Origin of the sequence: Ponticaulis koreensis DSM 19734, from assembly GCF_000420665.1 — a bacterium.
Classification (GTDB): Bacteria; Pseudomonadota; Alphaproteobacteria; order Caulobacterales; family Hyphomonadaceae; genus Ponticaulis; species Ponticaulis koreensis.
This window is the reverse complement of record NZ_ATVJ01000001.1, coordinates 227,403-248,040: the sequence shown is the minus strand read 5'-3', so window position 1 is coordinate 248,040 and position 20,638 is coordinate 227,403. Positions and strand designations below refer to the sequence as shown.

The window sequence follows — 20,638 nt, the reverse complement described above, 5'->3', positions numbered from 1 at the left end:
AATCCTGCCTCGCTTTTGAGGCATTTGACGGTAAATAGGGTAAGCAGACTTTGCGCGTGGCAGAGTATCGACTAGCTTTGCCGTGAACAGCGGCGCTGCGAATCATTTCAGGAACCGGGACACTATGAGCAACAGCGATTTGGATCGACTTGAAGCCTTTGCGCGGCGCACATCTCCGCCGAAGCAGGAGAAGGCCGAAGTCAGGGTTCCGGCCATCAACCAGCGCACGCTCTATTGGGCTGGCGGCTTTGTCGCGGTCGCAGTGCTTTATCTGATCATCGTGAAGGTCATGGCAGGCACGACGTTCGTCGGTGACCTCCTCTTTATGGGTGGTATGGGCCTGACGGCGTGCGCGCTCATTTACTGCCTGTCCGCGCTGGGCGCTTATCTTTACCGCCAGCACAAAGAGGGCAGCAGTAAGCCTGTTGGCGCGTGGGTGGCCGCTCTGGTACGCGAGCGCCAGTTCGATGCTGCGAGCGAAGAGGCCGGTGACTTTGTGTTTCTAGAATTGGTGGACGGTCGCCGCGTGCGACTGGTGCCGAAGAGCGAGAAAGCCAAAGCGACAAAGGTCGGCGATATCGGCTGGGCTCAGTATCGCGGTGAAACCCTGTTTGATTTTGCGCCGGAGTAAACTCTGTTGACGCGAACACGGGTCAAAATCTGCTGCATATCTTCGGCTGACGAGGCGCAGCTCGCCGTGAAGGCTGGCGCTGACGCAATCGGTCTCGTCGGCAAAATGCCGTCCGGCCCCGGCCAGCTGACGGATACGAAAATCCGTGACATTGCCCGCGATGTGCCACCGGGTGTCAGCTGTTTCATGCTGACGTCTGAAACGGCCGCGACCGGCGTTGCAGAGCATCTTCTGCGCACGGGTGTCTCAACGGTCCAACTCGTCCAGCACATGACACTTGCCGAAACGATGAGCCTCGACCGCGTTCTGCTTTCGACGCGCCGTGTACAGGTCATCCATGTGGAAGATGTGGGCGCGCTGGATCTCGTTGCGAAATACGAGCCGCACGTGCATGCGTTTCTTCTCGATTCCGGTCGTCCCAATGCTGATAAGCCGGAACTTGGTGGTACAGGCCGTACACATGACTGGGCGCTGTCGCGCAAGATTGTTGAAGCAAGCTCCAAGCCTGTCTTTCTGGCGGGTGGCCTGAACGCTGAGAATGTCGGCGAGGCGATCGCGAAGGTTCGTCCTTATGGCGTGGATATCTGCTCTGGCGTCCGCACGGGTGGGCACCTCGACCCTGAAAAGCTTGAGCGGTTCATGACGGCTATCCGTCGTGCTGACCGGCATAGATGAGCACACCCGGGCATCGTAATTCTCTAGACTGGACTTTGTTTGCCGTTCTGACGGTCCTCTGGGCGCTCGCCTATCCGGGCAACCGGCTGGCTGTGAACATGAGCGATCCGGCGCATGGCTTTCCGCCCCAGCTCGTTACGGCAGCGCGCCTTTGTATTGGCGCAGCCATTCTCATGGGCATCGCCATCTGGAAGAAGGAGCGCTTCCCGCCGCTGACGGATTGGCGACGCTGGGGCACGCTATTTGTGCTTGGCTTTATCGGAATGACCGCGCCGTTTCTGGCGATCACCTTTGCCCAGCGAACTGTCGATTCCAGCCTTGCCGCGCTCTATGTCGCTGCCGCGCCTTTGTTTGTGGCTGGCCTTGCGCATTTCTTCTTTACTGCAGAACGCCTGACGAGGGGCGTTGTCCTCGGTTTGATTGTCGGCTTTAGCGGCGTTGCACTACTTTTCGGGCCGGACGCGATCTCGTCCTTCGGTTCTGCGAGCGTGGGCGCACAAGCCTTATGCCTGATGGCAACTATGTTTTACGCCATCACCACGATTACAGCGCGTGCGGCGCCGCCAATGTCGCCCATCATGATGTCTGCTGCTTTCGTAACTCTGGCGGCTTTGTTGAGCCTGCCGACGCTGGTGGGTGTGGATTTTTCGGCGCTTGATCCGTCGCCCTCTGCCTATGCGGGGATTGCGATTTTAGCGCTCGCTCCAACTGCGGCGGCCTCGTTTCTCTATATGCGGCTGGTCGCCCGTACGAGCGCGACGTTTATCTCTCTGACTGGCTACACCATTCCTGTTGTCACGGCTTTGATCGCGTTTCTCTTGTTTGGAGAAATACAGTCCTTCCGGAGTGTTGCGGCCTATGCGCTGATTCTGTTCGGTGTCTGGCTTTCCCAGAAGGGCGCAAAAAAAGACCCGGGCATTTGAGCCCGGGTCAGTGCAAAAAACCCCTGAGCAGAGTTTATTCGTTGATCGTGATCGTTGTCGGTCCCATGGCGCCTGCAACCGTAAAGCTGTCGCCCGGGCCTTTGCCTTCAGGATATTCCGTGCAGTTTTCACCTGGCTGCATAGAGGATTCTGTGCACAGTGATGTGCCTTCAATACGCCATGTGCCCGGGATTTCAGAACCCATTGCTACCGCTGCGTAAGTGCCATCTTCATGGTAGTTGACCGGGATGTCATATCCCTGAACGGATACGACGACGCCGTTCGAAATAACATATTCAAGTGTTGTTTCAGCGATGGCTGGCGCTGCCATAGCTGCAACCAGAGCTGATGAAATAAGCAGTTTTTTGAGCATAAAATCCTCCGCTATATGCTGTATAGCGTAGACATATCAGTAAACACGTTCACTTTAAAGGTGAAAATAGCCTACTCTCTGCAAATTGTTATTCGATAAGAAAAACTAAATACGCGCCCTGTCGAGCAGGCGTTTAAATGCGGCCCAGAACTGGTCGCGAATATCATCTGTTTCCATCAGAATTTCGTGACGGGCATTCGGCAGATAGATGCGCTCGACATTGGTCAGGTGACGCGAGATGCGATGGTGGCTGTCATTGTCGACCAGCTCTTCCTCACCTGCGGTGGCGATGAGCACGGGGCAGTTTACATGTGCCAGCGCTGTTGGTTTGGCAAAGGCGTCAATGACATCGAGAGACGCACCAAGCCAGCTCCATGTGATCGGGCCGAGCTCAAGATCAGGGCTGGCTTCAATGAGCGCTTCCTGAATGTCCCAGCGTCCGCGATCATGCGTGACAATGTTCTCTTCGAACGAGCCGCGCGGGCCCGGCTTCATGGCGAACTTGTTGCCCTGACCAAGCGTCTTCATCGACCAGGCAAGATATTTCATGCCCATGAACCGGCTTTTCAGGCCCCACATAGGCGCAGAAAAAGCGGCCGCGTCGACTTCGATGAGCTTTTTCGTAATCGCCGCAAGCGCGATGGCGCCGCCCATAGAGTGAGCCAGCGACACGAGCGGGCGGGGCAGCTCGTCCTGCATTTCATCCAGCGCTTTTTTCAGCGCATTCATGAATGTAGAGAAGCGGTCGATATGGCCTTTGCGGGCATCCGGCAGAAGCCGAGACGACAGGCCCTGACCGGGCCAGTCCAGAATGAGGATCGCAAACCCCATCTCCTGAAGTTCGCGGGCCGTTTCGAAATATTTTTCGATGAATTCGGTGCGCCCGGGGCAGACGATAACCGTGCCCCGTGGCGTGGAAGGATTGAGCGCAGGCGCAACGCACATGCGAAGCCGACGCCCCTCGGCACCGTCGAGCCAGCGGACGCGCGCGCCTTCAGGCGGCGGGTTGCCTTCAATCTCGACGAAGCCGGAAGAGCTCATAAGGCCTTGTTACTTCAGCTGTGAGAACAGGCTCTGAAGCTGCATAGCGACAGACATATCGCCCATAACTTTGAGCTTGCCCTGCATGAAGGCCATCGTCGGATCAAGATTGCCTGCGAGAAGCTTCTGGAAGTCGTCCCAATCAACTTTTACCGTGGCATCAGCGTCGCCGTCTTCATTGGTCGCGACATTCTCTTTGCCGTTCAGAAGCAGTTTGCCCATATCGCCGAAATCGAATTTGACGATCTTGTCGAAAGCACCGCTTTGAAGCGCTTCGTTTGCTTTAGCCGTAAGTGCAGCCAGATCCATATGAGTCTCCCTCAAGGTTTCTTGTTTTGTATGGCCCCCGCTTCGCCAGATGGCAAGGCAGCTGACCAAATTGTCAGCAGGGCTCGTCGTCGCATATGGGGCGTGTTTCAGCTCGCGCCATAAAATTCTGAGAGTACGCCTGCGAGCCAAAGCGGACGTTCCAGTGGCACCATGTGTCCGCAATCCGGTGCGATGGCACTTTTTGCGTTGGGAATTTCACTGGTCATGATGGCGAGTTGAAGCTCTGTCAGGAACGGATCGGTATCGCCAGCGATCATCAGCGTGGGGCAGGTGATGCGGTGAAGTTGTCCGGAAAGGTCAATCCGCTCCGTGGTTTCTGAAAGCTGGGTGATGAGCGTTTCCACGCCGAGATCATGGTCCATGTCGCGCATGATCTGCTTGATGGCATTGCCGGAGCGGTGGTCAGGATGCAGCATCTGGTTCAGGCGCGCGTCCACAATGCCCTTATAGATATGCGTTCTGAGGTATTCGAGCGCAGACTGGCGCTGTTTTTTTTCTTCATCATGCAGGCCAAAGGCTGACGAGCAGATCGTGACGAGCGAGGCAACCTTGTCTGGGTGACCAATGGCAAACTCCATCGCCAGATACCCGCCCATTGAGAACGCTACGAGATTGAGCGGGCCTTCCGCATCAGCCGCATTGTGAAAATGCTGACGAAACGCGGCGGCAGATCGTGCTGTGTGGATTGGCAAGTAGTTGCAGGTGAGCTTGCCCTGAAGCTGTGCCCAGACGGGATGCCATACACGCTCATCGCACATGGTTCCTGGAACGAAGGTGATAGGTCGGGTCATGGCAATGTCCGGTTGACGTAAGGGGCAGGCTATACCGTGAGGCATTCCCTGATTAGAACTTGAGACAAACAATATAAGCAAGTCAGTCAGGGGAAATCGGATGAGCTGGAAGCCGCACATCGAAGAATTACGTCAGCGCGAGCGTCTCGCCGAGAAGATGGGCGGCGAAGAGCCGGTCTCTCGTCAGCGTGGTCGCGGCAAGCTGACAGTACGTGAGCGTGTGGCGTTTATGGCTGATCCGGGCAGCTTTCAGGAAATCGGTAAAATTGCGGGCCGAGCCGAGTATGATGAGAACCACCAGCTGAAAGACTTTCTGCCAGCCAATATGGTGGTGGGTCGTGGCAAGGTTGGCGGTAAGCCGGTCGTCATTCTGGGTGATGATTTCACCGTGCGCGGCGGCGCGGCGGATGCCTCCATTCGTGGAAAGATGCTCATCGCCGAGAAAATGGCCGGTGAATATCGCATGCCGCTCATCCGTCTCGTGGACGGAACCGGCGGTGGTGGCTCCATCAAAATGCTGGATAAGGACCCGCGCACCTACATTCCGGAGACGCCGGGCTGGGAATACGCTGTCGAGAATCTGGCTGAGATTCCGGTTGTGTCTCTGGCGCTTGGTCCGTGCGCAGGCCTCGGGGCAGGGCGCGTGGGTGCGAGCCATTATTCCGTAATGGTGAAAGAGCTGTCTCAGGTCTTCGTGGCCGGGCCGCCGGTCGCGCGCGCCATTGGCGAAGACGTAACCAAGGAAGAGCTTGGCGGCTGGAATATTCAAGCCAAGAACGGCACGGTGGACGAAGCCGTAGAGACCGAAGCGGAAGCGTTTGAAAAGACGCGCCAGTTCCTCTCTTACCTACCAATGTCCGTTCATGAACGTCCTGAGCGTACCACGCCGACGGACGACCCGAACCGCCGTGAAGAAAGCCTGATTGATATCGTTCCGACGGACGGCAAAACCCCTTATATGCCGCGCAAGATCATCAATGCAGCGGTCGATCAGGGCAGCTTCTTCGAGATTGGCCGCTATTGGGGCAAGGGCATCGTCACAGGCTTTGCCCGTGTTGACGGTTTCCCTGTCGGCATTCTCGCGGGCGACCCGTTCTTCCTCGACGGCGCATGGACGCCGGACACGTGCGATAAGGTCACCCGTCACGTTGACCTCTGTGACACCTTCCACCTGCCGATCATTCACTTTGTCGACTGCGCAGGCTTTGCCGTCGGTGTGAAGCAGGAAACCAATGGCGTCACGCGTAAAGGCGTGCGGGCTATGTCTGCCATGTATCAGGCAAAAGTGCCTGTGTGTGCTGTGGTTATCCGCAAAGCCTTCGGCCTCGCAGGCTCTGCCATGATGAACCCGACGCGCACGAAATGGCGTTATGCATGGCCATCAGGTGACTGGGGCTCTTTGCCAATGGCGGGCGGCATTGAAGCGGCTTACCGAAAAGAGCTGTCGGAAGCCGAAGACAAGGATTCCTTCCTTGAAGCGCTTTACGCCAAGTTCGAGGCGATGCGTTCGCCTTTCCGGACAGCTGAAGCTTTCCTTGCCGAAGACATTATCGACCCGCGCGACACACGCCCGTTGCTTGTGGATTTTGTCCATCACGCCGACCGTATGATCGAGCCGGGCTACAAGCCGAAAGGGTATCGGCCTTAACGTGGCTGTCTCCTCCCTTGAGCCTTGGGTAAATCGAATTAAAGTCAGGCTAAGGGAGAACGCTTTTGGATATTCTGATCTGCTACAAATCCCAGCGCAGGCCTGCCGCGCGGCATCTGGCAAGCGTGCTGGCGGGCTATGGCTACGATGTCGCCTTTGATTATCAGGATATACCTGCAGACGGTTTTAACCGGCATCTGGAAGAGCGTATCGCAGCGGCGAAAGCTGTGCCTGTTTTATGGTGCGGTCAGTCTGTATCCAGCCAGTGGGTGATCGAGCAGGCCCGTCTGGCGAGAGATGCAGGCCGGCTCGTGCCGGTACTGATGGAGAGTGCAGAACTTCCGCTGGGTTTTGCCGGACTGAAATCCCACGATCTGTCAGACTGGGACGGCTCTGGGCGTAGCGCTTTGCTCGACGGATTGATTGAAGAGCTGGCACGCCTTACGGGCAAGCGTCCGCAAGTGGATTATGACAAACTGAAAACCTATGAAGACACCTGGCGGGATTTCGGCGCGCTGCGCTTTAGCCAATTTTTTTATAGCGCTGCAGCCCCGGGTGATGCACCTATTGAGACCGCGCACGCCGACGCTGGAAAAACCGAGTCCGCGAAGCCAGAAGGCGATAACGACGTCTTCAAAGTCTTCGAAGAAGTGTTCGGTTCCGGAAGCAAGGGAGGCGGTACGGCAACCGCAGAAACCGCCGATATCCATACAGTCGCGGAGATTACGCTCGAAGAGGCGTTTTCCGGCGTGGAGAAAGAGCTTGAAGTTTCGCGAACACGACTTTGTTCTGCCTGTTCCGGACAGGGTGTGCTGGGTACCGGGCCGGATTGTTCAGCGTGTAGCGGAACGGGAAAAGTTACTGTCAAACAGGGCATGTTCCAGTTGCAGAAGACATGCACGAATTGTCAGGGGTCGGGCAAAATTGTCGTGAACACATGCGCCACGTGTTCGGGCATTGGCAGCTCTGCTCCAGAGATACGTCACTTGCGCGTGAAAATTCCTGCGGGGGCGATCACCGGAACCCGTATCCGGCTCGCCGGTGAAGGCGGTGCGACATCGGCGCGATTGCTGGAAAACGGAAGCATCGTGTCTGCGCAGACGGGCGATCTTTATATTCAGGTCCAGCTGAGATCACACCCATACTTCGAAACACGCGGCGCTGACGTCTATTGCAACGCCATTGCGAAGCCGTCCGTTCTGAAAAAGGGCGGCAAGCTCATGGTGCACGATGTTTCCGGCGCGAAGATCAAGCTGAATATCCCAAAGGGCGTAGAAGAGGGAAAATCAATGCGTCTTGAGGGACGAGGCATGCCGCATCTGAAGGGCGGTGGTCGCGGTGACCTCTATGTGCGCCTGATAACGCAGTCATAAAAAAAGCCCGGCGCGAAGCCGGGCTTTCTGTTTGAAGGTAGCCGTGAGGCCTATTCTTCTGTTTCTACTTCTGCCGCTGCCGCTTCAGCTGCTGCGATGTCCTCAGCAGTCGGTTTGCGGAAACGAAGTGTCATGCGATCGCTTTCGCCAATCGCTTCAAAGACGGACGCGTCATAGTTTTCGATCTCTTCGCGTTCCGCACCGGTAGAGCGAAGGTTCGGCGGCAGGTTCCACACACCGCCCGGATGGTCTTTTGTATCCAGTGGGTTGGCGTTGATCTCGGATGCTTCTTCGAAAATGAAGCCGGCATCTTCAGCGAGCTGGCGAGCATAGTCTTCATGGACATAGCCTGATGGCGCGCCAGGTGCCTGCGTGTCAGCGCTGTTCAGACGGTGCTCGACGACGCCAAGTGTGCCGCCCGGGCAGAGCGCGTCGTACATGTCGGAGAACATCTTGTCGGCGTACTGACCCGACATCCAGTTATGGATGTTGCGGAAGGTCAGGACCACATCCGCGCATTCGCCATCTGCCATCAGCGGGCCTGTATCCCGGCTGATCGCAACAAACTCGACATCACCGAAGGTTTCGGCGTCGGCCATGAAACGACCTGAGAAATTGTCATAAGCGCGTTGTGCGTAATCGCTGGCTGCTGGATCAGGACCCGCAGCGATGTAAGTGCCTTCGCCTTTAAGGAATGGCGCGATCACTTCTGTGTACCAGCCGCCGCCCGGCCAGATTTCGATCACAGTGTCGGACGGTTCAACGCCGAAGAATTCCAGTGTCTCGACCGGATTACGGAATTCGTTACGCGCGATATTGCTTTCCGAACGCCATGCGCCATTCGCAGTCTGTTCCAGTGTCATGCTGGCAGACGTCGCTTCGCTTTCCGCTGCTGGTGCCGGTGCTTCGGCTGCAGGCGGTGTCGCTGCCTGTTCAGTGTCAGGTGTTTCCCCACCACATGCAGCGGTAAAAAGTGCCAGTGACAGAATGCTTGTTCCAAGCAGTACAGACTTCATTTTATTCCTCCTAAGGTGGTGCAAATCACAAACCCTTGCGCGGGGAAAATGGCATCCCATATGACTATTGTCGAGGCGCCGAAGTCGGGTCTTGACCTCGGATGCGCCGGTTTCGGGCATTCGCTGAAAACTGAAAGCAGGGGCACCTGCAAACTTGTTGCTTATGAAAGGACAGTCTTATGCAAACGATTGATCTCACCCCGATTTACCGTTCCATGGTCGGTTTTGACCGCGTAGCTAACATGCTCGACGCAGCGTCCCGCCTGGATAATTCTCAGGGGTACCCTCCTTACAATATCGAAAAGACGGGCGATAACGCCTTCGTCATTGAGCTTGCGGTTGCCGGTTTCGCCGAGGAAAACCTCGAAATCGAAACCAAGGAAGGCCTGCTCACCGTGTCTGGTAAAACCCAGGCAACTGAAGACGGTGAGAAGCGTGAATTCCTGCATCGCGGCATTGCCGAGCGCAGCTTTATCCGCCGCTTCCAGCTTGCTGATCACGTTGTCGTGAAAGGCGCTGAACTTCAGAATGGTATGCTCCGTGTAGAGCTGGAACGCCAGCTGCCGGAAGCGATGAAGCCACGCAAGATTGCGATTGGTGGCACAAGCCCGAAAGTGATTGAAGGCGGTAAAAACGTCGCGTAATACCGCTTAGACGACGAACCTCTTCCCCAGAGTAAGAAACGGCGCATCGTTGGATGCGCCGTTTTTCTTTTACTGGTCTTTTGGTTCGGAAGGCTCGTCTTCAGTAGAGCTTTCAGCGTCCGCCACCGGTTCTTCAGCGGGCGCCGGGTCTGCGTCTGGCGCATCAGGAACGACAGCAGGTGTTTCTTCTGTCGCTGGCGCTTCCGCCTCAGCTTCTTTTTCCGCTGATGGAGCATCCTCAGAAGCAGCTTCTTCTGCAGGCGCGGTATCTTCTGTCTCTTCTGTCGTTTCAGGCGTTTCAGAAGATTTCGATCCACCACGGCGACGACGGCGGCGCTTAGGCTTTTGCGGCGCGTCTTCGGACTGGGTTTCTTCAGCAGGCTCTTCCTGCTTTTCCGGAGCAGGCTCGCCCAGCGGCAGGATGTCTGCGAGGCCCGCGTCTTTCAGGAAGGCTTCCAGCTCAGGTGTTGCTGGTGTCTCTGCGAAAATAGCTTTCAGTGCCGCATAAGAAGTCGCGGTGTGTCCCTGAATGCCCTGTTTGAATTCGCCAATATCCATGCCGACCGTTACGGTCTTGCGCTTCTTCGCGATTGCTTCGGCATTTGCCTCAGCCCATGCGATGAGCGTTGGAACGACTTCGTCACGGATCAGTGGAAGAAGCGTGTCGCCAACGGCGGACAGATCTTCAAACACCGCGCCCTGACGCGGGTCTTCCATGAACTCGCACCATGCTGTCACGAACGGGGCGCTATCTCGGATCATGGCGCCGGATGTATCATCCTTCATCAGCTGGATGAGCTGACCGGCAATCGCAAAGTCTGCGAGGCTTGGGTGGCCGCCGAACAGGAAGAGATGCTTTTCCAGATGTGCGTTAAGCAGTTTCAGGAAGCGCGCGAATGAGGCTTCGATAACCGGCGTCGTTTTCTTGGTTGAGCCGATTAGCTTCAGGCGACCTGACATGCTTTTCGCGATGGATTTTTCGATATCGGCGCGGTTTTCGACTTCATAACCTTCGAAGACGGCATCAGCTTGGCGTGTCGCGGCCGCTTTGGCAGCTTTCGCCGTGCCCCAGCGATAGTGGAACATGGCTTTGTTCAGCCATTCGTCGGCATATTCTTCAAGCAGGAGTGCAAGCACGCGGCAGGCCGGATCATTCGGGCGCGCAGATGGCTTATAGACCTTACCTTCGAGGCGGGAGAGGATCAGGCTGGAGTCGTGTGCCACGCCGCCTTTTGGAGAAACGAGCATAGGCAGCGCCTGGCTTTTTGCCAGCGACTGGAATTCCTCTTCTGTCCCAAATCCTTTCGCGACCCATTCGAATGGAAGCTTCTTGTATCGCAGATAGCTACGAACTTTTGTAGAGTAGGGTGAGGTTTCTGATCCGAAAAGGCGGTATTTGGCGCCCATAGTGTGCTCTCCGTCTGGAAGCGGAAGGCTTACGCGTGGTTCGTGTTTGGTTCAAGCGCCAATGTGCCCAAAAGGACGCTATGTGGCCGCTTGGCCACAAGCACACCTAGCTGTGGGAGGCAAAGAAGGCCTCATAAAGCGGTTCTGCATCGTCGCGCTTGAGGCCGACCATCACGTCGATCCCCGCGTCGCGTAGAACCCCAAAGCCGCCAGCACCTTTCGGGTGAATGTCTGAAATCGCGCAGACAACGCGGGTGATGCCAGCGTCGATCAGGCGGCGTGAACATGCATCTTCGCCAGTAGAGCGTTCGCGGCATGGCTCCAGCGTGACATAAGCCGTGCCGCCCTTTGCCAGATCGCCTGCATCATCCAGAGCAATCTGTTCGGCATGCGGGCGTCCGCCTTCAGCGGTGACGCCAGCGCCGACAATGCGGCCCATAGAGTCTGTAATCACACAGCCAACCGACGGATTATCGCCGGTCAGGCCATGATTAAGGCGGGCGAGTTCAAGCGCCCGGCCCATCATACGTTTGTCTTTCCGGCGGCTCATGCCGGAATTGGCGGCAGGTCTTTTGCGCGATCTGCGTCGAGATAGCGTGCAGAAACCGGCGTCAGGTCGAAGTCCAGCTCGATCAGGAGCGGGTTACCTGTCGGGATTTCAACGCCGATAATGTCGTCTTCGCTAACCTTGAAGATGTGTTTCACAATCGCGCGCAGAGAATTGCCGTGCGCGGAGATGATTGTGTGCGTGCCGTCTGTCAGCTTCGGCGCGATTGTTTTCTCCCAGTAAGGCAGAACGCGGTCGAGCGTGAGCTTCAGGCTTTCTGTTGCTGGAACCTCAATGCCTTTATAGCGCGGGTCTTTAGACAGATCGAACTCAGAACCGGCTTCAAGCGGCGGCGGTGGCACGTCATAGGAACGACGCCAGATTTTAACCTGCTCGTTGCCGTGCTTTTCAGCTGTCTCGGCTTTGTCGAGACCTGTCAGGCCGCCATAATGGCGCTCGTTCAGGCGGTAGTCTTTTGTGACGGGCAGCCAGCAACGGTCCATAGACTGGAGCGCAAGCCAGAGCGTGCGGATCGCACGGGTCTGAACGCTCGTGTAGCACTGACGGAAATCAACGCCTGCTTCCAGCAGCAGTTCGCCAGCGCGCTTTGCTTCGGCTTCGCCTTTTTCAGTGAGCGCAACATCCCACCAACCGGTGAACCGGTTCTGTAGATTCCACTCACTCTGTCCGTGACGCATCAATGCCAGTACAGCCATTTGTCCCTCGCTTTAAAAACTTGCGACTGCCCATAACGCCTGATGGCGGCATGGTCGAGCCTTCAGAGCAAGGAAAATCGCGGTATTGCGCGGTTAGCTGAAGAGAGAGTCGATATCGCTCTGTGAAATGCCATGATCATGGTCAGGCTCATCATCCGGTGTGCCTGGTGCATCCCCGATGATGATGCCATTGATCTGCCCGATGTGATCGAAAAGGGTTTTGCCGATCTCGGTGGCCGTGTCGAAGTCGCTTTTCATGACGGCTTGCTGGATGTCGATGATCTTTGCATCCAGCGCATGGCAGGCTTTTTCGAAGCGGCTGATAATGTCTGAATCCGCCTGACAATAAGCCTCGATCGCGAGCTCTTTATCGCGGAAGCCTGAATGGCGGAAATGGTCGACATAATTCTCCGGCTTCCAGCTCAGAACTTCTTCGGAGATTTCGTCATCGGAACCGAGGAAATCGACTAGCATTGCCACTTCGTTGTAATGATTAAGAAAATCAGTCGCAAGAAGGGTGTCCGGGCTAATGTTAGCCGCGCGCAGTGTTTCTACGTCAAGGTCGTGCGTCTTTCCCGTGTCCATCAGGCACTATCGGCACAAAAACGTTCAAACGCGCTTAACAAAATAGATTCTATGCGATTGAGTCTTGCATATAATGCCCCGAAGCGGGAAAACGCAGTTAAGGTTCAGGGGACGAACTATTGTATGAGTGATTTGTTTTTTTATCCGGTCGCCCTGTTGGCAGCACTGGCAATTATTGCTGGCGCGGCACTGCCTGGTCGTGACCGACTGGCCTGCGGGTCAGTCAGTGGGGCGGGCACCAATTATCAGAACGTGGAAGTGGTGGGTGATGACCTGTGTCGCATGGTTGCGGCAGGCCAGTCTGACATTGATCGCGTTATGACCGGAGAAGAGATTTCATCGCTGATCGTTACGGCTGGTGCGGGCATGTTAGGTGACCGCCCGGAACGCAATCCGCATTTTCGTCTCGCCGCTGACCTTGAGCAGCAGTTTGCCGGACGCCGCGTCCGTGTGACTGTTGAGGCGAAGCCGACACAGCCGCGAGGCGCGCTGGCTTTCGAGATGAATTACAGCGCGGGTCAGGAAGGCAATTCCGGCTGGCAGTTATTCAATCTGACGCCTGAGTATCGCCCTTACAGCTTCGTCTGGAATGTGCCTCCGCGTGAAGGCACAGAGCAGGCGATTGACTACCTGTCCATTCGTCCGATCGTGCCGGAAGGTACACGCGGCGTGGAAATCCGTTCCGTCCGTTTCGAGCGCCTGCCTGACTAATACCTGTCGCAGGGCCGATTGATCACTGAGGAGAAGTAAAGTGCTTCCGACCCCACGAGCTGACATTGCTCCAAATACTGCCGATTTTGAAACCCAGCCGCTGGTAAAGCCGACAGGCTTTCGCGAGTATGATGCGCGCTGGTGGTTCGGCGTTCCCGGCCATGAGAAGCCGTCAGAGCTGAACCTTCTTGGCGTTCAGGCACTGGGGCAGGGCATGGGCACAGTCTTCCATGAGAAATGGGTCGCGCCGAAAGTCGTGGTCGGTCATGATTTCCGCCATTATTCCCAGTCGATCAAATATGCGCTGATGACGGGCCTCTCTCAGGCTGGTTGTCAGGTTCTGGATATCGGTCTGGCTCTGTCTCCGATGACCTATTTTGCGCAATTCGCGCTCGACGCGGCCTGCTGCGCGATGGTCACCGCCAGCCACAATGAAAACGGGTGGTGCGGTGTGAAAATGGGCTATGATAAGCCACTTACATTTGGCCCTGACGAAATGTCCCGCCTGAAAGAGATCGTCCTGAGCGGTACGCCGGTTATGCGCTCTGGCGGTTCTATCTCTCGCGTTGAGAACATGAAGGACGTGTATCTGAAGAATGTCACCAAAGACGTTCAGATCAAGCGTCCGCTTAAAGTCATCGCAGCGTGCGGCAACGGTACGGCCGGTGCATTCGCGCCGGAAGCTCTGCGCGCTATGGGCGTTGAGGTTGTCGAACTCGATTGCGATCTCGACTGGACCTTCCCGAAATACAACGCCAACCCGGAAGACGAGAAAATGCTTCACGCGATGGCGGACGCGCTCAAAGAGCACAATGCCGACCTCGCGCTCGGGTTTGATGGTGACGGCGACCGCTGCGGCGTTGTCGACAATAACGGCAATGAGATTTTCGCAGACAAGATCGGCCTGATGCTGGCGCGCGACCTGTCGCGTGAATATCCGGGCGCGAAATTTGTCGTCGATGTGAAATCAACCGGCCTCTACAAAACTGATCCGGTTCTGAAAGAGAATGGCTCTGACGTTGATTATTACAAAACCGGTCACTCCTACATCAAGCGCCGTACAACCGATCTTGAGGCGCTGGCAGGCTTTGAAAAGTCCGGCCACTTCTTCTTCCGTCCACCAATCGGCCTGGGCTATGACGATGGTCTGGTTGCTGCGGCGGCTGTCCTCCAGATGCTCGACCGCAATCCGGGCAAGACGCTATCCGAACTTCATGACGAGCTGGGTGAGGCTTACACCTCTATGACCATGTCTCCGCATTGCGGCGATGAGGTGAAGTATGGCGTGATCGACGAAATGGTTGAGGAATATAAAGGCCTTCTCGGCTCTGAAATTCTCGGCCGTAAGGTCGTTGACGTAAACACTGTAAACGGTGCGCGCGTGACACTTGAAGACGGTTCTTGGGTTCTGGTTCGTGCGTCTTCCAACAAGCCTGAACTGGTGGTCGTGGTGGAGAGCATGGTCTCCAAAGACGATATGAAGGCGCTCTTCCACGAGGAAGTAAAGCCGCGCCTCGGTAAGCACTCCGAAGTTGGCGCATATAATCAGGAAGTCTGATTCTGACGCAGATATAATTTTAAAGCGGCTCCCATAATCGGGAGCCGCTTTTGTTTGCGGTCGGGATTGGCGCCGAACTGAGCACATCTCTGATTTTTCGCAGGTTTCATTTTGCGGTTCGGAAAATTACGCTAGAACATGTTCAATTCCGATTATTGGGGACTCACATGAAACTGAAACTCGCTCTCCTCGCTGGCGCTGTTGCGCTGATGGCAAGCTCTGCAAATGCTGGCGTTGTTGAAGAAGTTCGCCTTGGCGTTCTGCAACACAATATCTGCGTTCTGGACTGTGATAACGCAGACAAGGAAGACGGCCCGGACATTTCCGGTGAGATCGTTTTCAAGTCCCCTGATTTCCTTAGCTGGGCTTTTGATCCACGTCCGTATCTTGGCGTGACAGCAAACACTGCGGGTAATACCAGCTTCTATGGCGGCGGCCTGCAATGGTCTTTCGGCATCACTGAGAACCTCTCATTCGAGCCAGGCCTCGGCTACTTCTTCCATGACGGTTATAATGAAAACCCGTTCGTTCAGGGCACGCCTGAATCAACTGCGTTCGGTCAGGAACACGTGTTCATGGGCTCTGATGACCTCTTCCGCACATCACTCGCGTTGACCTATGATTTCAATGAAGATTGGGCGGCGCAGCTCATGTATGAGCACTACTCCCACGGCCAGATCCTCGGTAATGGTCGAAATCAGGGCATGGACAATATCGGTATTCGGATCGCCTACACATTCGACTAAGTCGTATATCTTCAGATCGTCGATGTGACGATCTCTCACATTGCCGGTGCGCGGCGCGCGATTAGATTAGTTCTATGACCAAGCCTCGCACCTTTCGCATTCTGTATGACGGCGAATGTCCGTTCTGCCAGTCCTATGTGACGTTTGCGAATTTGCGCAAAGCGGTCGGCGAGGTCGAGCTGATTGATGCGCGTGAACGCCCTGACCTCATTCTCCATTATGAAGCACTCGGATATCTCATCGACGAAGGTATGATCGTCGATGCGGGCGACGAAATTTATTACAAAGGTGATGCCGTCTGGGCGATCAACACGCTCGCCAGCGCGAACCCTGCACTGAAGCTGATGGGGAATCGGCGCTTTGTGAAATGGAGCTATCCGTTTCTTCGCGGTATGCGAAACGGCGTGAACCGACTTCGCGGTGTTCGCTCTATCAGGTCCGGCATCCCTGAAAGCTAACAAAAATCCGCATATAGACGAATCCACCCCTTGCTTTTCGACGCTAAACACTGTCCTTTCCCCGCGGTTCTAGCGGAGAGATACTCATGACCGGAGTCGTTGTTGTCGGTGCCCAATGGGGTGACGAAGGTAAAGGTAAAATCGTTGACTGGCTCAGCCACCGCGCTGACGTAATCGTACGATTTCAGGGCGGCCATAATGCCGGCCACACACTCGTCATCGATGGCAAGGTCTTCAAGCTGAACCTTCTGCCATCCGGCGTTGTTCGCGGCGGTAAGCTCTCTGTTATCGGCAATGGCGTGGTCGTTGACCCCTGGCAGCTCTTGAATGAAGTCGCCAGCATGGAAGAGCAGGATGTCCATCTGGGCCCTGATGACCTGCTGCTGGCCGACAACGCCTGCCTCATCCTGCCTTGGCACAAAGATATCGACGCGGCCCGCGAAGCGCAGGCTGGCGGCGCGCAAATCGGCACGACAAAACGCGGTATTGGCCCGGCTTACGAGGATAAAGTTGGCCGCCGCGCTATTCGCGTAGCTGACCTTGCTGACGAAGCAGCGCTCGACATGAAGTTGGAGCGCCTCATCGCGCACCACGCGCCGCTGCGCAAAGGTCTCGATCTGCCACCACCTGACGCAGCAGAGCTCAAGCGCCAGCTCCTCGAAATTGCAGATGATGTTCTGAAATATGCCGGTCCGGCGTGGCAGCGTCTGGACGCCGCTTTCAAACTCGGCCGCCGTATTCTGTTTGAAGGCGCACAAGGCGTGATGCTGGACGTAGATCATGGTACATATCCGTTCGTCACGTCTTCAAATGTTGTGTCCGGTCAGGCGGCTGCAGGTTCTGGCCTTGGCCCGCGTTCGGTAAACTACGTGCTCGGTCTCGCTAAGGCCTACACGACACGTGTCGGCTCCGGCCCGTTTCCTACAGAGCTGACTGACGAAGTCGGCGAAACGCTTGGTCGTGTCGGTCACGAATTTGGTGTGAATACAGGTCGTAAGCGCCGTTGTGGCTGGTTTGATGCCGTTATGGTTCGTCAGGCTTGTGCAGTGTCTGGTGTTGATGGTCTGGCAATCACCAAGCTCGACGTTCTCGACGGCTTTGAGGAGATCAAAATCTGCGTAGCGTACAAGCTGGGTGATAAGGTTCTCGACCGACTGCCTGCAACGGCTGCAGAACAGGCTGCGGTAGAGCCGATCTATGAAACCATGAAGGGTTGGTCCGGCTCAACACAAGGCGCGCGTGACTGGGACCAGCTTCCTGGTGAGGCTGTGAAATACATCCGTCGTCTCGAAGAGCTAGTCGGTACGCCTGCTGCACTTGTGTCTACATCACCTGAACGCGAAGACGTTATTCTGCGTCGTGACCCGTTCGGCCGCGTGATGTAATCTGCCATAAGACGCGAGCAAGACCTTATGAGCCTGACCTACCCAATCGCTTCCAATGCCATGGAGGCGCTTCTGAACCCTGTGGGGATGGAGCGTACACTTACGGCTGCCAAAGCGACGGCAGGTCGGGCTGTCGTGTTCGAGAATGAATGGATCCGCCCGGGCCCGGAGCGCGTGGAGGAGCTGTCATCAGCTGTGCAGATGGCTGCGGCTCACGGCGCAGTTCAGGTATATGAGTCCGAAAAGGGCAAACCGGTTATCGCGCTGAAATACTGGCGCATCCTGACTGATGAGGAACTTGCGCCAAAGCCGGAACCCGAGCCGGTCAAACAGGAAGACGGTGATGTGAAAAAGAAAGATCACACTGATGATCTCTATTTCCGCAAAGGCCGCACTAAGCCACGCAAACGCGTGGTTGACCCGAACCAGATGGATTTGTTCGTCAAACCAGAAGACGAGGCTCAGGCACCAAAGGATGATGACGCCTGAGGAAAAGGTGTAAGCGGTGCGTTCTGCTCACATGACAAGTTGCGCGTTCATGTATACACCTTGCGTTTCAGTTTCCTGATTGGTTCGAGTTTGTTTTCCTATGACTAATCCTGTCACGCCTCCTGATGTGTCGCCGACTGCGACTGCTCCAGCACCATCGGAAGGACTGGCCGATAGCGAACTTATGATGCGCGCCGAAGAAGTGACGCGCGACGCGTGGAGTTGGTTGCAGGCGCACGTTCTGACGCCCGAAAACCTGATCGCCATATCTGTGCAGCTGGGCGTTATCGTGGCGGCGCTATTGCTCGGCCGCATCTTTGCGCCGCGCGTTCGTAAACTGATTGATCAGGGTATTTCGAAACTCCCCGAACAAGTGCGGGAGAAAGCCGAACAGATTACACCACTCATTCTGGACCATGGTCTGCGGCCTGCAATCTGGATTGCATTTCTCTGGATCGGGCAGACCGCGCTTCAGGGCTTGGGTCAACCATACTTGCTGGTGCGCATTGCTGCGAGCCTTGCGACGGCATGGCTGGTCATAAAGCTGATCACCCAGTTCCTGCCAGAAGATATGCGCAAGCCTGTTATGTGGTTTGCCTGGGGGCTGGCCGTTCTGAACGCTATGGGCGTTCTGGATGATGTTCTGATCTGGATCGATAAATTCGGCGTGCCGTTCGGTGATGGCGGCTTTATCAACCTGTCCTTCGTGGCGCGGGCTGTGTTCATGGCTGCGCTGTTCATCTTCGCGGCGCAATGGCTCTCCAAGCGTCTGAAAGCCCGTGTTGAGACTTTACCAAAGGTCGAACCGAGCATCCGCATTCTGATGTCCAATGCGATCCAGATTGGTCTGTTTATCGCGGCAGCAGTTCTCACCATGACGAGCATTGGCATTCCGCTGGGTGGTCTTGCTGTCTTTGGCGGCGCGCTGGGCGTGGGCCTCGGCTTCGGTATGCAGCAGATCGTGGCGAACTTCATTTCCGGCGTGATCCTGCTTTCAGACCGCTCGATCAAGCCGCACGATGTGATTGAGGTCGATGAGACCTACGGCGAAGTAAAGTCGCTTGGGCTGCGCTATGCGTCCGTCATTACCCGCGATGGTAAGGAACACCTCATTCCGAACGAACAACTCGTCACCAACAAGGTGGTGAACTGGAGCTATTCAGACGACAAGGTGCGCGTAAAGCGCCGTTTCCTCGTCGAGTATGAGAGCGATCTTCGTCTCGCAGCGAAGCTGTGTATTGAAGCCTGCGCCGACCAGCCTCGCGTTCTTAAAGATCCCGCGCCGAAATGCCTATTGATGGAATTCGGTGATGATGCGGTGGAGATGGAGGCGCGCTTCTGGATTCGCGATCCGCAGAACGGCATCAACAATATCGGCTCTGAAGTCATGTTTGGTATGTGGGACAAGTTCAAAGAGCACGGTATCGATCTGCCGCTTGGTCAGGACGAAATCCGCATCACCGGCGATTCAGAGCTCAAAGTCCGCATGGTGCGCGAAAAAGCGAAGAAAGACGAAGACGCCTAGAGCGCCTCGACATTCCTTACATGGCCGTCTGAACGGGCGAGGATTTGATGCTCGTCACCAGGCCATGAGCGCAGATCGCATGTCATGCCAAGAGCTAGCGGAGGCGCATTTCGATTCCAGAGAAGCTCCGGTTCGTAGCGTAGCCATACCAGCGGGGCGTCATCCGTAGATAAGGCGCCTGCAGCTTCGATCAGGTCCGTCATGCGCTGGCGGGTTTCCAGCGGTGGATACTGAAAGAAGACCGAGTGAAAGATGACGGTGACGGCATCGCTTGGCCGTGTGGCCAATTCCCGCTCCAGCCAGTCTGCCGCGTCGGCCTTTTCGACCTTCGTTCCGCGTGAGACCGCGATATCTGCCGCAGCATCAAAACGCGCAAGGCGTTCTGGTTGATCCGGCCAGACATAGCTTTTTAATCTTAGCCGCGTGGTCGCATCGGAGAGGTCTAACGGGTTCTGGTCGCAGGCTTTGCGGTCGCGAATAGCGATGGATTCAACAAAGTGCGGGGCAGGGCCATTCCAGTTTGTGGTAACTGTCATGCGTGAGCTCGCGTCGCCCCACTGCCAGCTGCCTGCATCATAATAAAAGGCATCAAAATTCTGGTTGAGGCCTGCGCTCGCGCCAAGCTCCAGAAAATGGATGGGCTTTCCGAACCGCTTGGATATCGCATTCAAGCCGGTGAGAAGCATGAAAGCGCGGCGGGTTTCATTCGTTTGCGGCGGTGACTGTATGAAATCGGTGACTGTCTTCGCGTTGGCGGCCAGATACGCTTCGACAACCGGCCAGACGGCCTCGAAATCGGGATAGGTGTGTCCAGCTGGATAGACCGATTGCAGGTCTGATGAGGCGCCGGACAGCACTGCGTGGTGAAGCGAGCCTGCAAGACGCAAGCCCAGGGCATCTGCGCGGGGATTGCCGACCCAGTCACCGACCAGCGTTTTGATAATGCCGCCCGTTTCGAGGCTAGTGGCGAAAGATCTTAGCAGTTCAGCGGTGAAGGGTGAGCCCAGCTCGGCGCACCAGCCTGCCTGCTCCATGAAATGTTCGCTGAGAGTTGGCTGCGGCATAG

At 56.1% G+C, this 20,638-nt stretch carries 23 protein-coding genes; 13 read left to right on the top strand and 10 right to left on the bottom strand.

Going from position 1 to position 20,638, the window contains the following annotated elements:
• Positions 1–124: 124 nt before the first annotated feature.
• The 3 genes from G523_RS0101355 to G523_RS0101345 are packed head-to-tail and all read left to right on the top strand — an operon-like array spanning position 125 to position 2,229.
• A complete protein-coding gene (locus G523_RS0101355) occupies positions 125–631 on the top strand; it encodes a hypothetical protein (protein ID WP_022693216.1) in 507 nt (168 codons plus the stop codon).
• Positions 632–637: 6 nt separating this feature from the next.
• Positions 638–1,306, top strand: coding sequence for a phosphoribosylanthranilate isomerase (locus G523_RS0101350; protein ID WP_022693215.1), 669 nt, complete (start codon positions 638–640; stop codon positions 1,304–1,306).
• On the top strand, positions 1,303–2,229 hold the full coding sequence (locus G523_RS0101345) for a DMT family transporter (RefSeq protein WP_081648663.1): 927 nt from the start codon (positions 1,303–1,305) through the stop codon (positions 2,227–2,229). Before G523_RS0101350 ends, G523_RS0101345 begins: the two co-directional genes overlap by 4 nt.
• 34 nt (positions 2,230–2,263) lie before the next feature.
• Here G523_RS0101345 and G523_RS0101340 read toward each other — a convergent pair whose 3' ends face one another.
• The 4 genes from G523_RS0101340 to G523_RS0101325 form a co-directional block, all read right to left on the bottom strand.
• Complete coding sequence (locus G523_RS0101340) at positions 2,264–2,602, bottom strand: hypothetical protein (protein ID WP_022693213.1); 339 nt, start codon at positions 2,600–2,602, stop codon at positions 2,264–2,266.
• A gap of 105 nt (positions 2,603–2,707) precedes the next feature.
• The gene (locus G523_RS0101335) at positions 2,708–3,643 is read right to left on the bottom strand and encodes an alpha/beta fold hydrolase (RefSeq protein WP_022693212.1); all 936 of its coding nucleotides are present in this window, start codon (positions 3,641–3,643) and stop codon (positions 2,708–2,710) included.
• Between the two features lie 9 nt (positions 3,644–3,652).
• A complete protein-coding gene (locus G523_RS0101330; RefSeq protein ID WP_022693211.1) occupies positions 3,653–3,952 on the bottom strand; it encodes an SCP2 sterol-binding domain-containing protein in 300 nt (99 codons plus the stop codon).
• 107 nt (positions 3,953–4,059) lie between these two features.
• Entirely contained in the window at positions 4,060–4,764 is a 705-nt protein-coding gene (locus G523_RS0101325; protein WP_022693210.1) for an alpha/beta fold hydrolase, read from the bottom strand.
• A gap of 100 nt (positions 4,765–4,864) precedes the next feature.
• Here G523_RS0101325 and G523_RS0101320 point away from each other — a divergent pair, with 100 nt between their 5' ends.
• Positions 4,865–6,412: an acyl-CoA carboxylase subunit beta gene (locus G523_RS0101320; RefSeq protein ID WP_022693209.1), complete on the top strand. Its 1,548-nt coding sequence runs from the start codon at positions 4,865–4,867 to the stop codon at positions 6,410–6,412.
• 65 nt (positions 6,413–6,477) lie between these two features.
• The gene (locus G523_RS19965) at positions 6,478–7,785 is read left to right on the top strand and encodes a DnaJ C-terminal domain-containing protein (protein WP_022693208.1); all 1,308 of its coding nucleotides are present in this window, start codon (positions 6,478–6,480) and stop codon (positions 7,783–7,785) included.
• A 50-nt stretch (positions 7,786–7,835) separates the two neighbouring features.
• Here G523_RS19965 and G523_RS17400 read toward each other — a convergent pair whose 3' ends face one another.
• The gene (locus G523_RS17400) at positions 7,836–8,801 is read right to left on the bottom strand and encodes a class I SAM-dependent methyltransferase (RefSeq protein ID WP_022693207.1); all 966 of its coding nucleotides are present in this window, start codon (positions 8,799–8,801) and stop codon (positions 7,836–7,838) included.
• A gap of 179 nt (positions 8,802–8,980) precedes the next feature.
• On the opposite strand from G523_RS17400, the gene G523_RS0101305 reads away from it, so the two are divergent.
• Positions 8,981–9,445, top strand: coding sequence for an Hsp20 family protein (locus G523_RS0101305; protein WP_022693206.1), 465 nt, complete (start codon positions 8,981–8,983; stop codon positions 9,443–9,445).
• A 69-nt stretch (positions 9,446–9,514) separates the two neighbouring features.
• Here the strand turns inward: G523_RS0101305 and G523_RS17395 are convergent, their stop codons facing one another.
• The 4 genes from G523_RS17395 to G523_RS0101285 all read right to left on the bottom strand — a co-directional run bounded on the left by G523_RS17395 (position 9,515) and on the right by G523_RS0101285 (position 12,700).
• Positions 9,515–10,852, bottom strand: a complete 1,338-nt coding sequence (locus G523_RS17395; RefSeq protein ID WP_022693205.1) for a glutathione S-transferase family protein — start codon at positions 10,850–10,852, stop codon at positions 9,515–9,517.
• Between the two features lie 106 nt (positions 10,853–10,958).
• Entirely contained in the window at positions 10,959–11,402 is a 444-nt protein-coding gene (locus tag G523_RS0101295; protein ID WP_022693204.1) for a bifunctional diaminohydroxyphosphoribosylaminopyrimidine deaminase/5-amino-6-(5-phosphoribosylamino)uracil reductase RibD, read from the bottom strand.
• Positions 11,399–12,115: a 2,3-diphosphoglycerate-dependent phosphoglycerate mutase gene (gene gpmA, locus G523_RS0101290; protein WP_022693203.1), complete on the bottom strand. Its 717-nt coding sequence runs from the start codon at positions 12,113–12,115 to the stop codon at positions 11,399–11,401. Before gpmA ends, G523_RS0101295 begins: the two co-directional genes overlap by 4 nt.
• 93 nt (positions 12,116–12,208) lie before the next feature.
• On the bottom strand, positions 12,209–12,700 hold the full coding sequence (locus tag G523_RS0101285) for a hypothetical protein (protein WP_022693202.1): 492 nt from the start codon (positions 12,698–12,700) through the stop codon (positions 12,209–12,211).
• Positions 12,701–12,823: 123 nt separating this feature from the next.
• On the opposite strand from G523_RS0101285, the gene G523_RS0101280 reads away from it, so the two are divergent.
• From G523_RS0101280 to G523_RS0101250, 7 genes are all read left to right on the top strand, one after another.
• Entirely contained in the window at positions 12,824–13,411 is a 588-nt protein-coding gene (locus G523_RS0101280; RefSeq protein ID WP_022693201.1) for a hypothetical protein, read from the top strand.
• Positions 13,412–13,451: 40 nt separating this feature from the next.
• Positions 13,452–14,969 carry a phosphomannomutase/phosphoglucomutase gene (locus G523_RS0101275; protein WP_022693200.1) on the top strand — a complete coding sequence of 506 codons (1,518 nt, stop codon included), beginning with the start codon at positions 13,452–13,454 and terminating at the stop codon, positions 14,967–14,969.
• A gap of 167 nt (positions 14,970–15,136) precedes the next feature.
• Positions 15,137–15,715 (top strand): acyloxyacyl hydrolase, encoded by a 579-nt coding sequence (locus G523_RS0101270; RefSeq protein ID WP_022693199.1) that lies wholly within the window; start codon positions 15,137–15,139, stop codon positions 15,713–15,715.
• Between the two features lie 74 nt (positions 15,716–15,789).
• On the top strand, positions 15,790–16,173 hold the full coding sequence (locus G523_RS0101265) for a DCC1-like thiol-disulfide oxidoreductase family protein (RefSeq protein WP_022693198.1): 384 nt from the start codon (positions 15,790–15,792) through the stop codon (positions 16,171–16,173).
• Positions 16,174–16,259: 86 nt separating this feature from the next.
• Complete coding sequence (locus tag G523_RS0101260) at positions 16,260–17,558, top strand: adenylosuccinate synthase (RefSeq protein WP_022693197.1); 1,299 nt, start codon at positions 16,260–16,262, stop codon at positions 17,556–17,558.
• A 27-nt stretch (positions 17,559–17,585) separates the two neighbouring features.
• Positions 17,586–18,047, top strand: a complete 462-nt coding sequence (locus tag G523_RS0101255; protein WP_022693196.1) for a hypothetical protein — start codon at positions 17,586–17,588, stop codon at positions 18,045–18,047.
• Positions 18,048–18,147: 100 nt separating this feature from the next.
• The gene (locus tag G523_RS0101250) at positions 18,148–19,572 is read left to right on the top strand and encodes a mechanosensitive ion channel family protein (RefSeq protein WP_027441351.1); all 1,425 of its coding nucleotides are present in this window, start codon (positions 18,148–18,150) and stop codon (positions 19,570–19,572) included.
• On the opposite strand, the gene G523_RS0101245 is transcribed toward G523_RS0101250, so the two are convergent.
• Positions 19,569–20,636 carry a DUF2332 domain-containing protein gene (locus tag G523_RS0101245; protein WP_022693194.1) on the bottom strand — a complete coding sequence of 356 codons (1,068 nt, stop codon included), beginning with the start codon at positions 20,634–20,636 and terminating at the stop codon, positions 19,569–19,571. The genes G523_RS0101250 and G523_RS0101245 overlap by 4 nt on opposite strands.
• Positions 20,637–20,638 lie beyond the last annotated feature (2 nt).